The following is a 12,701-nucleotide window of genomic DNA, read 5'->3' on the forward strand; positions in this document are numbered from 1 at the left end:
GACCGCGTCCCACAGCGCCGAGAGGGTCGCCTCGTCGCCGGCGGCGACGTACAGGGGGCCGCCCCGGCGCGTCGCCGCTCCGGCTTCCGACGCGAACAGCTCGGTGACGGCCTGCTCCTCTTCGTCCGGGTGAAACTGTGCGATCCCCCTGTATCCGCCCGCGGGCGAACAGCCCCGAGTGGACGGTGGGCGCCCAGCTCGGAATCGCTCGCTTCACCGTCCCGCGAAGCGATCGGCGCATCGACTCGGCCCGCCGAGCGAGGATCGGATCGCGCGGCACGTCCCGGCCGACGATCGTAGCGACCGTGGCGGCCGCGACGTCCACGTCGCTGTCCGCGGTCGCCGGTTCCCCCGATCGACTCCGGACCGCCGAGGACATCCCACGGAGCGACAGGCCGATGAGTCACGGTCGGTGCTCCGGGTGCACGACGATTCCCGCCGACGAACGCGTAATTATTTAGATTATGTGAGGTCCATAGATTTATACGAAAAATCGTGGTACAGTTACACATGGAGGCGGCGCTCGACGAGATCGCGTATCTGGCCAACTCCGCGAACCGCGTCGCGATCCTAGAGTTGCTCCAGGAGTCGCCCCGCGGCCGTCGCGAACTCGTCGAGTCGGTCGACGCCTCCCGCGTGACCGTCGCACGCATTCTCCGGGAACTCGAAGGCCGAGGCTGGATCGAGCGGTCGGAACGGGAGTACACGACGACGCCGCTCGGCTGCTGGGTCTGTGAACGGTTCAAAGACCTAGTGGGCGACTTCGAGGCCGAACGCCGTCTCCGGGAACCGCTCCAGTGGCTCTCAAGCGAGGTCGTGACGTTCGATGTCCGGCGACTGCGGAACGCGGAGGTCGTCTTGGTGGACGGGAGCGACGCGACCGTCCTGCTCCGGGAGCTCGCGGCCTTCCACCGCGCCGGCGAACGGATCCGAGCCGTTACCTGTGCGTCGGCCCCACGGATCGTCGAGAACCTTCGGGATGTCGTCGTTGACGGTACGCGACTGGAACTCGTCGTTACGCCGGCGGTCGTCGACGCCGCCAGAAGTCATCCCCCGACGGCCCAACGAGTCAACGAACTGCTCGCCCACGCGAACGCTGACTTGTACGTCTGCGAGGAGGTCCCGATCGCGGTCTGGATCGTCGACGACACGGTCAGGATCGATCTGACCGACGACCGGAACGTGCTCAGAGGTGCGCTGGTCACCGACGACGAAGCGGTCTATGCGTGGGCCATCGACATCTTCGAGACCTGCCTGCGGGAGGCGACGCCGCTGGCCCCGGAGGAGGTGTGCGCCTGACGTTCCACCGGGCGGGCCACTGACGAGGGACGCTCTGATCCGGAGCGCGCTCCCTCGTCGTCAGGCCCCGACCGGACCGGATCGGACCGGTCCCGAAAAGTCGATTCCATCAGTGGCGGGCGGGCGGTGTCTGCGCGTCTGCCTCCGCGAGGACCCGGGCGACAGTCTCGGTGATGGGCTGACCGGTACGCTCCTCCATGAACAGCCACTGTCCCGACGGGTTGATCTCGAGGAAGACGTGCTGCCCGTCCGGTCGCCGTCGCATGTCGATCGCCCCGTACACCAGCCCCAGCCGGTCGACGTACTCCCGGAGCCGGTCGCGGATGTCGTCGGGCAGGTCGGCGGGTTCGACCCGGGCCCGATCGACGTTCATGCGGTAGTCGACGGGGTAGGCCGTCTCCTGAGAGTGGATCTCCGCCGGAAACACCTCGCCGTCAACGACCGTGATCCGGAGGTCGACGCCCGCAGGGACGTACTCCTGGAAGATGACCGGCGCGTGCCGCACGGCGGCGATGACATCCGTCTCGCCGTCCCGGAGGACGCGTGTCTCCCGCCAGGCGGCTTCGGTTCCGGTGAACGCCTTGTACACGGTCTTCGAGGCGCCGTGTGCGTCGACGAACGCCTGAGCCCGGGCCGGGTCGTTGGTGATGCAGGTCTCGGGAATTTCGAACCCGATCTGCTGGGCGACCCGTAGCTGGTAGGGCTTGCGGGCGGCCTCCTCGTCGTGGGTCGGGTGGTTCATCCATTCCGCGTCGAGCGTCCGCCAGAGGCCGCCGATCGCGGCCTGACACTCCCGGTAGGCGAACGACCGGTCGACGTTGCCAGTGAGTTCCGGCGACAGGTCGAACGGTTGGGGACGGCGCCACCAGACCGCGCCACAGTCGGCCAACTCGAGGTCGCCCAGTCGGGCGTGCAGCGCCGGCTCGTCATCGCCGTCGGCCCCGGTCCCGTCCCCGTCCGTCCGGGCGTACGTCATCGACAGGGACAGTCGCTGCGGGAACGCCGACGTGTCCAGCAGCCTGGCGGCGACGCCGCGGCGCTCGAGCCGGTCCAGGACCGCCCGCGCGTGGTCATCGTCGGCCTCGGAGACGACCAGGATCACGGGAGAGCCCTCCGGATTGGCACTCCTCGATCGTCTCCGGTCGGGGCCGGGCCGTTCCGCCGCGCCCGCCCGGCGTCACCGACCGATGACGCGACCCGTCGGTCGGGGCGGTTGCGAGCGGGCGTCACCGCTGGGACCCCTGCGAGAGGAATTGCTGGTACTCGGCGGCCAACTGACGGTACTGGTCGTTGATGGCCTGCAGTTGCGTCTGTTGTTGCTGGAGAAACTGCTGCATGTCGCTCAGGAGCTGTTCGTAGGTTGACTGCAGCTCCCCACCTCCGCCGCCAGCCGTCCGGTCGGTCCCGCCGTGGCCGTGGGGTGGACCCTGACCTTGGCCCTGTCCCGTCCCCTGCAGGTCGGCGCCGGAACCTTGGCCCACGTGATGTGGCGTCTGGAGGACGAACGGACGCTCTCCGCCGCCGGCTTTGCTCCCTCCGGCGGGCCCGAAGCCGTATCCGTATCCCTGCGGTTGCCTCTGCCCCTGTTGCTGAATCGGGCTGAACGGCATCTGTCCCAGCCCCATGTCGTCGAACTGCTTGTCTAGCCCGGTCGCCTTTCGACGGTCGATGTACGGGGAGGTGCCGCCGTCGCCGCCGCCGATCGGCGTGTCGCGGAATGGGAGCGTACCGCCCGGTTCGTCGGTGAACTTGTTTTTTTCTGGGATGTACGGTCGCGTTGGGGTGTACTCAAGACCGCCACCAGCCCCGGGAACGTCGCCACCGACACCCCCACCTTGGCCGGCGGGGTCGCCGGGCGGTTTGTCCAGCCCGGTCGCCTTTCGGTCGTCGACGTGTTTGACCGTCCCTCGGCCGCCGGTCCCTACCGGCGGATCGTTGAGGAATTTGTTCCCGCCGACCCCCTCGTCGGTGAATTTCATCTTCTCGGATGGGAAGTTCTTTTCGCTGAGGGGAATCTTCCCCTCGATCGGGTTCTTCAATGAGAACGCGGTAAGAACGTCCGACTCGTTGAGAATCGGACCGATCTTCACTCCGTGGTTGTGACCCCCGCGTCCGGCGCGGCAGCCGCCGTTGGTGTGGACGCCGACGATGGCGCCGTCGGATTCCCGGAGGACCCCCGACCCGGAACTGCCGCGGAGCGTGTCGATGTCACCGTACCCGAAGTAGTCCTCCCCAAGCTGTCCCGAGGTCGAACTCGTATGGACGTGCGTCGCCGTCCCGGCTTCGATCTTCTTCGGGCGACCCCTTGGATGCTGGATAATGCAGAGGGAATCGCCCTGCTGGACGGGCGAGGTAGCAAGCGTCGCCGACCCGAACCGGTTGCCGGGCGTCCCCGAGAGCCTGACCACTGCGTAGTCGAGTCCGCCCCTGTCGCGTTCGACGAGCTCGACGATGTCGAACTGCTGTTCCTGCCGGAGGTTCCCCGACGGGTCGACTTGGTAATTGAAGTCGACGTGCATGTTCGTCGCGATTTCGTGGGGACGGATCCGCTGGCCACCTTTCATCGGCACGCCCGGGGCGGAGTCGAAACAGTGCCCCGCCGTCAGAAACAGATCGTCGGCGACCAGCGTCCCGGTGCACCAACGATCGCCCGCGAACCTGCCGGGGTCCGAATACCGCTGGTCGAGGTCGTCGTTCCATTGGATGAGGCCGACGGGTGACTCGTGGTTGCCGACGAACGACTTCGAGACGCCCAGCGTCCCGTCGTACTGTTCGACGGGTTGTTTATCGTTCGTCGTGTCACACTGGCTCTCGACCCAGTCCATGAACGCCTCGTGATCCGTTGGATCCTCGGGGAGCCCCTCGTCCGGGATTTCCCCAACTGGCGGTTCCTCAACGGGGAACGGGTAGAGCGGCGGGAAGTCCCAACGGCCTGTGCCATCGTTGTCGTGTTCGTGGTCGTGATCTGACGGTGTTGCCATTGTCAGGTATCGACGGATCGCTGGTTCGGGCTCGGTCGGGCGCCGGTCGGGACGAACCGAGCGACTGTTCGGTCGGTGCCCCCACCCGACCGTCCCCCACGGTCTCCCCGTCAGATGAGGGTGTCTACGGATTTTTGTTGGGCCAGTATCATGTTTCGGGAGCTACACCGTTCACGACGTCTTCAGTGTACACGGCGTGATACAAGTGTCAAGAGCAGGCACGGTGTCGCGGGCCGACCCGACGTGACGCCCCACCCCATGCCTCGCGGGCCGCTTCGCGGGTGTCGCACGCGCCCGTCGCGACCGACTCCTCGACCAGCCGGTCGATCCGCCCGGTCACGAAGTGATCGGGCGCGACGGCGTTGGCGCAGACTTCATGCTCCATGCCTCGGGAGGCCGGCAGTCCGTCGGTCCGGACCTCTCCCAGCAGTTGAGAGAAGTCGTCGACCTCCTCAATAACTGGCCCGAGATCGCCCTCGTGGTCGCTTCCCTCCTGAGCTGACACCACCCGAAGCACGTCGCGGCCTGCCGCGACGAGCGTCAGTCCTCTCCCTGATCCTCTGTCCAGCGGGTGCGTCCGCCCTCTGACGACCCGCCGCGGCATGGACTCGACCGTGGCTGGTCTTTGTATTCAAATCCGGCACACACCTGGTGTGTTTCTTTGACCTGTGTTGGCCCATCGACTGTCTGTGAGCGCATTTCCCAGACAGTCGGAAATCCCCGACAGAACGCGTTTCGAACTCGCTGAGTTGGTCGTGAAGTGTCGTGTAACACGGTGAGAGGAGGGCCGCCCGGGTTATGTTTAGCAGTGTGTTAGCGTGGAGAATGAAGACGTTGAGGAGCTCACCGAGGATGAGTTCCGAATCGTAGAATGATCGTCCGGCGGGTGGACGTGGCTTTCCAGTCACAGCGGCCACACCAGATACGGTCGGAGCCGTCGCGGGCGTGGAGGCTCTCTGCGCCGCAGGTGAAAAAGAGCGTTCTCACCAGATCTTCTTGAGACGCCGCTCGATAATAGCGTCGAGCCTCTCGGGCCGAAATTCTATTACGCCATGTTCCGCGAGTTCCGCTGGCCTCTGGCCGAAAGCGGGGCGGTTCGTTTGTATATCCGATTCTGCCCGAATAGAGGCACTAATTTTTCTGGTAACACCAGTTTACGGAAGAGCGAGCAAGCCAGGGCAGAGACACTATCGCAAGGTTCAAAGTCCAACTTATTAAAGATAGGGTATCCCAAAAATGCCAGATATCAGAAAGCAAATCAACAATCTCCAAGACAGAATCGAGGAATCTAGTGACATCAAAAAAGAAGATAAGGAAGTACTGCTCGCATTCAGCGACCGCCTTGACCTCCTGAAATCGGAGTATACCGACCACCGGCACAACAAACTGCTCCGACACTGTACGATCATGGCCGAGGAGGTTGGTGGACTCGCTGAGGCGCTTGAGGATCGGTCCACAACCGAGGACATCGTCCGGTGGATCAACCGCACTTACGATAACGAGAACACCAACTCGGACTACCGAACTGCCCTCCGTGTTTTCGGGAAGCGCGTCACCGACGGCGATGGGCATCCTCCAGGTACTGGATGGATTCCCTCCGGGACCTCCAACAGCTACAACCCCGTCCCCGACCCGTCGGAGATGCTCGATTGGAACGAAGACGTCGTCCCCATGATCGAGAACACACTGAACACTCGTGACGCCGCCCTCATCGCGATGGCGTTCGACTCGGGAGCTCGGAGCGGCGAACTCCAAGATCTCACAGTCGGCGACGTGAGCGACCACGAGCACGGACTCATGATTCGGGTGGATGGCAAAACCGGACAGCGGTCCGTCTCCCTCGTGCCAAGCGTGCCGTACGTTCAGCGATGGATGACCGACCACCCGGCACCAGATGATCCGGGTGCTCCGCTCTGGTCGAAGCTGTCGGAATCGGACGGACTCAGTTATCGACAGTTCAAGAACTGCTTCGAGGCCTCTGCCGAGCGTGCTGGAATAAAGAAGCCTGTCACCCCAACCAACTTTCGGAAGTCGAACGCCACCTACCTCGCGCGCCAAGGGATGAGTCAGGCCCGTATCGAGGATCGGCAGGGCCGTAAGCGGGGCAGTGACGCGACCGCCCACTATATCGCTCGATTCGGAGGGGAGGCCGACTCCGAATACGCGCGAATACACGGAATGGAGGTCGAAGAAGAGGAACCCGAACCCATCGGGCCGGTCGAGTGTCCGCGCTGTGACAAACGAACTCCTCGGGAGCATTCGACGTGTGTCTGGTGTAATCAGCCGCTCGAATACGGGGCTCTCGGCTCGATCGAGGAAGAGGAGCGGGAGGTCCGGGAAGCCGTCTTCAGCTTCGTCAAAGACAACAACGACCTTCTCGACGACCTCGAACAGTCCCGGGCGTTCTCCGAGCTCGTCGAGGACCATCCCGAACTTGCCGAAGACGCTCGTGAATTTGCGGAGGCGCTCTCCGAGGAGTAGCAATCGACTGACAGGCCTATGATTAGAGAGTGAATAGGGCAGATAGTTCATTTTACGGGTGTAGTGCTGCAGTGATACCGCGGTTTACTGTACTTCTCTACGGATTTCGTCTAATTGTGCTTGAACTTCGTCTATGGCTTCGACTGAACCGCTATTGGCCAGCAGTGCGAGTGCGTAGGCCCGCGCTTCCTCGTCACCGTGAGCGAGAACGCGTGAGATGAAGTCGGTGTTTTGACGCGTATACTCGGACATACTATCAGCTCCAGCTTTAGTCATTAGATTCCTCCGTGGTTCCGAAGGGTCCTGTCTCGATGGCGATACGATTGCGATAGTTGACACTGGTGATTTCGGTTGACATGATGTGTCGGTCGTGCTCTATTACGGGCTGAGCAAGCCGTGTTGAGCGCACCAAGCAGCTGACACAACGAAGCCGCCGCCGTGTTTTACTGTCGTGCGCATATGTTTCGAGTGCTGTGATTGTAGGTGGACTCGGTAACAATATAAAGATAAGTTCTGCTCAGCACCTGTTTATTTTTGGTAAATAAAAAAGATATAAAACATCCATTGTTGGGAATACTGTGTTTTGTGTATGAAAACACCAGACCTATATTTTCAACTATAGAAATAGAACATATAGATCTGTGAAATATGAATTATATACATAAACATGCCTTCTTCCAAGTTTGAATCTATTGTTCTGGTGAATAGCGTTCCCTGAGTCAAAATGAAATACCCTCGGGTTTGAGATCACCCACAACAACCCCTAACAATCTGTGGCTCATCTGGTTTTCATATATACTACCACTATTCAACAAGATTGAGTCTGTTAGCGTTCTATTTTCGGATATACTTATAACAGATATGGTTTATTTCGTATATTTTATAAACAAATATGATTATTACTCCTCTTCTAACGACGGGACTGATAAGTCATCGGGTTTGAGTGCAGTGAGAAGGTTCGCAGCGTTAGGTTTATATCCATCATCAGCAGTAAGGGGTGTACCAGTCTTTTTGAGTTGAATCTGGAGCTCTTTGGGAGACGGGTCTCGCCCTGCCTGCTTAGCGTCATCAAGAGCTGCGCCGATGGTAGCTACAATTAATGGTGCTGAATAGCTGGTACCACTCTTTCGAGTAACACGATCCCCATCTTCTACCGGGTACCTGACTGGAGCGTACACATCGGGACTAGCGCTATTATCTGACGGTGTAACGTTGCCATCCCATGTGGTTTCAGTAAGTGAACACTCCTCAGAAGCAGTACAAACGCCATCTTGACACGATCGATACCCACAGTAGTTATTATCAGAAGTGGAAGTATTATTGACTGATTTCGATCCAAACGTGTATCCTTGGTGTGATTTTTCTCTTCCATTAATGTCTTTATCAGAGTTACAATAGGGCTCGTACCCTGAAACCCCAATTACATCTGGATGCTTAGCGGGAAACGTTGGTTCTGTGACTACATCTTTTATATAATTCCCAAGCGCCGAGACTGTGGTCAACCCATGATCTGCGAATTTGGTTATTTCTCTCTCTGAGGGAAGCTCACGATTTTCTGTCGCTTCGTATCCGCCAGATACATTAAGAATATCAACTCCACTCATCCATGCCGTGTACATCGCCTGTAGGAGTGCCGGATGCTGGCATGCCCCTTCTCTTCGGTTCCCAACAATTCGATAGAACTGGTAGTCTGCATCGGGTAACATCTTAGTAATTATACGAGTTACTCGAGTTCCGTGGCCATAGGGATCCTGACCATGATGATCAAATTTGTCGACCTTGGTCTCGTACTCTACTTCACAATTTTTCGGAGGGGAGCAACATGAGTCTGCGATACCAATTGTTAATTCTGTACCGGTGGTGTCAACGTCAGCAATACCCAGCGCACGGCTGTAGCTTTTGAGAATGAACTCACTCGATATACCTTTGTCATCTGTGCCACTCTCGGATTCTAATTTCCCTCGTCAAAAACCCTCACTGGACGCGCGAGCTCAGCCGCCTCGATAGCACCATTATCAAAGGCAGTTTCTAATGTTTCAACAGTTACATCAGCACGAATAGACTCAAACGCAACTGCTTCAATATCATTGGCACCAATTTCTTCGAGATAGTGTATTGTCTCAGAACGCTCATCAGTTCCCCTTAACAGGACAGAGACTTCTGTTGAACTTAATTCTCTACGCTCCCGAAGTTTGCTTAGCTTGGGATCAACATGTGGAGGGCTTGATTTCGACGAATTCTCAGGGGTCATCATGTATGCTAGCAATCCACAGCGTGTAAACTTAAAAGTGTTTCCCGGTTACAGATTGGATATTCGGACTATACACACCCCGATAACGTTAGTTTAGTCAGGAAGATTCCAAGTGAACACGCAGCGCTCTTGTGGTATATATCGTTGGTCTGTACCTGTGTTTTCATTTGCAACACGGGCGGCCTCGATTCGACACAGTTGATCAAGAGCAGTACTAACGGTATCTCGAGAGAGTGTGAGAGGCATGTCGACGTAGTCCTCAACAACTGATCTTTTTTGATACAGTGTTTTCTTTGTCACTCCGCCGTCGGATCCGTATTGATGAACCATCGAGTAAACGACCGCTGTCTCAGTGGACAAGTCTTCAGCGGTCAAGTCTCGCCCGGCGATGATAATTGAGAGCACCGCTAGATAGGTCAATATAGGCATCCCGAATGCACTTCCAACAGCCAACCCACCAGTTGTGAATGCCTTGGCAGCATCCATGACATTCAGTTCTACGTTAGCCGGTTTTACTGAGGTGCCCCCTTGCTTGGTGGCAACAATTTCATGTGGATTAAATTCACGATCAGGTGCCTCAATATCGGTTCCTAATGAGATCGTTTCTCGGAGTTTTGCCTTTGCCAATTCTGAATCTATCTGTTCATCAGTTAATGTACTTAGTGCGTCAATTGCATCCTCAGTGAGATACTTTTGAAATACCTGCTCGCTCTGATTTGAACTCATTTATCTTAATCTATATGAACGGCCCATACATATCAATTTACAGGCCACTCTGGATAATCTGGAATTGGGATACAATCGGTTCCAAGTTGAAATAATGGGGTCAAATCATTTGCTCTTATTTTAGATTAACCGGCAATCCACAAGCAAGGATTTAGATTGTAGTCTCAAAAATCCTAGAGACATCTTGGGCGTGTGAATAGGGTGCCGTTTTATCAGATAACCCGGAAGTGAATTGATTTGAGACAGGCTCCTCCTGACGAATGTCGGCCCAATTCCAGGTAATTCTAATCAGATAAAAGATACTTCACAACGGAAACTATAGTAACCAACATGCGACCTGAGGCGACGGAGGGTGAAGACACGTACAAAGTGTGGATGACCGACGATGATCTCGACCAACTCCGTCGGGCCGCCGTCTCATATCGAGACGACGTGATGCTCCAATTGGGCGGGTTCGTCGGGCTCCGGGCCTTCGAGATCCCCCAAGTCAAGCCGGCCCATGTCCAGCAGACCGACGCCGACCATTACCGTCTCCGGGTGCCCCGGGTAAAGGATACCACCAGCTCGGGCGGGAAGCCTCGGAACGCCTACCTCCCTAAGGACGTCGAGCGGTCCCTCCGACAGTATCAAAACGCCGAGAACATCGCCCCCGACCAACCCTTCGTCGACCTCTCCGTCCGGGGCGTCCGGGCGGCAATCAAGCGCACGGCCGAGGCCGCCGCCGAGGAGACGGGGGATTCGGACTATCGACATGTGAGCTCCCACGACCTTCGCCGGCGATTTGCCCAGCGGTTGCTGGTGGAGGAAAGTATGAATCCCCGGGTGGTGATGCAAGCCGGCGGGTGGGACTCCTTCCAGGCCATCGAGCCGTACCTCAACGCTCCAACCCCCTCTGTCGTCGACGACGCCTTCGAGTCCGCCGGGCTTCACAGGTAATGCTCCGGGGTAATTGGCTGGAGACCTTGGAGATGTCCCAGTGGAATTGGCCGAGGAACCCCGGACGATCCCCTGGGAGAATTAGCTGGGAGCTTTGGAGGATACCCCGGGAGAGTTGGCTGGGAGGCTTGGGATGCTCCGGGAGAATTGGCCGGGACTTCCCCTGTATCCCCGGAACAGTCCCGGCAGATACCGAGGGGATTCGCTCCCCAAATAGGGAGCCTTCTGACTATCCGAATTTGGCAGTTCTAGCGGAGATAAAACGGGAAAACCAGCCGTTATCGGGGTGTGTTTCTGCCGGCAAGATCAGGGTTCGGTGTGGTGTCTTCGAAGGCATGTACCGTCAGTAGGGGGTTTTCGGGGGGAAACGGTCCCCGACAACAGACAAAAAATTGGTCGGGGCTCCGGGGATTGTCCCGACGTCCGCCTTCTCCGTGAGCCTTCACCTCAGGCGAAAATCGTATACTCAAAATGTCCGAATTCGACAGTATTCTTCGATCGGAAACGGCGAAAACGGCTGACATCGAATTCAGTCGCTACCAATTGTACTGGGAGATGGTGTGATGCCTCTCAGGGGCCACGCCGGCGGCAGCCGGTTCTCTGGGGAAGGCCTGGTGATCCCCGTTGGGTTGGCTTGGGTTCCCGGGACTACCCCGGGGGAGCGCCCCGGTGAGGACTGGGCATCAGTTGGGTCCCCAGATCTGGGAGATAGAGCAGCGCTCGTAACATCCGAATTCGACAGTTTTGATCGAGCAGAAACGTCGAAATCGGTCGATATCGCGGCCAGCTACCACCGACCATGCTAGGAGGCAATACGACGTCTCTGGTGGACTGCGTTGACGCACCCGATTCTCGGAGGGTTCCCTCAAAGTTCCCGGGGAGTTGAGGCCGCGGTCGTACAGTATTAGAATTTCCTGATCAAAGGTTTTATTTATGTTTGTCATGGTTTTCAGACTGGTATGTCAGATAAGTTTGCGAAGAGGCGAACGTTTCTCAAGGGTGTCGGTGGAACCGCATCGGTTGTCGCGCTAGCAGGATGTCAGGGCGGCAGTGACGGCGGCGACGGAAGTGATAGCAGCGACAGTGACGGATCGTCTGGAGGCTCAGACGGAGGAGATTCAACAGACTCTGGAAGCAATACCCTTTCCAGCGAGATTGAGATGATCTGCCCATGGGCGGCCGGCGGTGGAACGGACCGAACTGCCAGACAGTTGGCATCGTTGGCCGGGGAACAATCTGATTCCTCCTTCTTTGTGAGCAACGTGACTGGCGGCAGCGGAAGTGCAGGCTTCCGGCGGGTCGCCAACTCAGATCCAGACGGATCAACAGTTGGGGTGCTAACTGTTGAGGTGTGTACTATTTCACATCTCGATATATCGGACGTCACACCCGACGACTTCAAAGCCGTTATGCAGTACAATTTTGACCCAGCTGCCTTGACTGTCCACGAGGACGCTCCATACGATACGATTGAGGGATTCGTCGAACACGCTCAAGATACTGACGAGCAGATTCAGATTTCCAACTCTGGTATCGGCGCTATCTGGCATCTCGCAGCGGCGCGGTTCGCACAAGCGTCGGGGATTCAGGATCAAGTTAATCACGTCGGGTATGATGGAGGTGCCCCTGCTACTACAGCGGTCGTCAATGGCGAGGTTGAGGCCACGACGGCTAGTGCTGCAGAGGTCGCTACACAAGTTCAAGATGGGCCTCTCAAGATACTCGGTGTTATGGGTGAAGAACCAGTTGATATCTTCCCCGACACGCCGACGTTCCAAGATGCAGATTACGACATTATTGTTGGTGCTTGGCGAGGGCTTGGTGTCCCTGCTGAGACGCCGGACGAGACTGTTTCAGCGCTCCATGACGTGTATAAAACGGTCTATGATTCTGATGACTTCCAAGAGTTTATGAATAATAATGGGTTTGGCCTCGTGTACCGTGACCCTGAAGAATTCGGTCAATTCATGGATCAGCAGAATGGCGAATTTGAGGAACTCATATCAAATCTGGATCTTGAGGAATAA

9 protein-coding genes and 1 pseudogene are annotated in these 12,701 nt (G+C 57.7%); 4 read left to right on the top strand and 6 right to left on the bottom strand.

All coding sequences use genetic code 11. The annotated features are described in order from the left end of the window. The first annotated feature begins 510 nt into the window (after positions 1–510). Positions 511–1,299 (top strand): winged helix-turn-helix domain-containing protein, encoded by a 789-nt coding sequence (locus DJ73_RS10305; RefSeq protein WP_094522575.1) that lies wholly within the window; start codon positions 511–513, stop codon positions 1,297–1,299. Positions 1,300–1,408: 109 nt separating this feature from the next. Here DJ73_RS10305 and DJ73_RS10310 read toward each other — a convergent pair whose 3' ends face one another. The 3 genes and pseudogenes from DJ73_RS10310 to DJ73_RS10320 form a co-directional block, all read right to left on the bottom strand. Next, the gene (locus DJ73_RS10310; RefSeq protein WP_094522577.1) at positions 1,409–2,401 is read right to left on the bottom strand and encodes an MvdC/MvdD family ATP grasp protein; all 993 of its coding nucleotides are present in this window, start codon (positions 2,399–2,401) and stop codon (positions 1,409–1,411) included. A 124-nt stretch (positions 2,402–2,525) separates the two neighbouring features. Beyond that, positions 2,526–4,280, bottom strand: a complete 1,755-nt coding sequence (locus DJ73_RS10315) for a serine protease (RefSeq protein ID WP_094557902.1) — start codon at positions 4,278–4,280, stop codon at positions 2,526–2,528. Between the two features lie 373 nt (positions 4,281–4,653). Next, positions 4,654–5,386 (bottom strand): annotated as a pseudogene (locus DJ73_RS10320) (IS1595 family transposase); the annotation flags it as partial. 130 nt (positions 5,387–5,516) lie between these two features. Here DJ73_RS10320 and DJ73_RS10325 point away from each other — a divergent pair. Then, complete coding sequence (locus DJ73_RS10325) at positions 5,517–6,761, top strand: site-specific integrase (protein WP_094557903.1); 1,245 nt, start codon at positions 5,517–5,519, stop codon at positions 6,759–6,761. Between the two features lie 899 nt (positions 6,762–7,660). On the opposite strand, the gene DJ73_RS10335 is transcribed toward DJ73_RS10325, so the two are convergent. The 3 genes from DJ73_RS10335 to DJ73_RS19780 all read right to left on the bottom strand — a co-directional run bounded on the left by DJ73_RS10335 (position 7,661) and on the right by DJ73_RS19780 (position 9,738). Next, positions 7,661–8,683, bottom strand: coding sequence for a S8/S53 family peptidase (locus DJ73_RS10335; protein WP_094557905.1), 1,023 nt, complete (start codon positions 8,681–8,683; stop codon positions 7,661–7,663). Between the two features lie 29 nt (positions 8,684–8,712). Continuing rightward, positions 8,713–9,015, bottom strand: a complete 303-nt coding sequence (locus DJ73_RS19775) for a hypothetical protein (RefSeq protein ID WP_141212941.1) — start codon at positions 9,013–9,015, stop codon at positions 8,713–8,715. Positions 9,016–9,105: 90 nt separating this feature from the next. Then, a complete protein-coding gene (locus DJ73_RS19780; protein WP_141212942.1) occupies positions 9,106–9,738 on the bottom strand; it encodes a hypothetical protein in 633 nt (210 codons plus the stop codon). Positions 9,739–10,068: 330 nt separating this feature from the next. On the opposite strand from DJ73_RS19780, the gene DJ73_RS10340 reads away from it, so the two are divergent. Together DJ73_RS10340 and DJ73_RS10345 are read left to right on the top strand one after the other, a co-directional pair. After that, a complete protein-coding gene (locus DJ73_RS10340; RefSeq protein WP_094557906.1) occupies positions 10,069–10,674 on the top strand; it encodes a site-specific integrase in 606 nt (201 codons plus the stop codon). 959 nt (positions 10,675–11,633) lie between these two features. Further along, positions 11,634–12,701, top strand: coding sequence for a tripartite tricarboxylate transporter substrate binding protein (locus tag DJ73_RS10345; protein WP_094557907.1), 1,068 nt, complete (start codon positions 11,634–11,636; stop codon positions 12,699–12,701).

The organism is Halorubrum sp. Ea1 (assembly GCF_002252965.1).
Taxonomy (GTDB): Archaea; Halobacteriota; Halobacteria; order Halobacteriales; family Haloferacaceae; genus Halorubrum.

Excerpts from the sequence above, each read along its gene's own strand:
- DJ73_RS10305 (WP_094522575.1), top strand. The coding sequence starts at position 511 with ATGGAGGCGGCGCTCGACGAGATCGCGTATCTGGCCAACTCCGCGAAC.
- DJ73_RS10315 (WP_094557902.1), bottom strand. The coding sequence starts at position 4,280 with ATGGCAACACCGTCAGATCACGACCACGAACACGACAACGATGGCACA.
- DJ73_RS10325 (WP_094557903.1), top strand. The coding sequence starts at position 5,517 with ATGCCAGATATCAGAAAGCAAATCAACAATCTCCAAGACAGAATCGAG.
- DJ73_RS19775 (WP_141212941.1), bottom strand. The coding sequence starts at position 9,015 with ATGATGACCCCTGAGAATTCGTCGAAATCAAGCCCTCCACATGTTGAT.
- DJ73_RS19780 (WP_141212942.1), bottom strand. The coding sequence starts at position 9,738 with ATGAGTTCAAATCAGAGCGAGCAGGTATTTCAAAAGTATCTCACTGAG.
- DJ73_RS10340 (WP_094557906.1), top strand. The coding sequence starts at position 10,069 with ATGCGACCTGAGGCGACGGAGGGTGAAGACACGTACAAAGTGTGGATG.
- DJ73_RS10345 (WP_094557907.1), top strand. The coding sequence starts at position 11,634 with ATGTCAGATAAGTTTGCGAAGAGGCGAACGTTTCTCAAGGGTGTCGGT.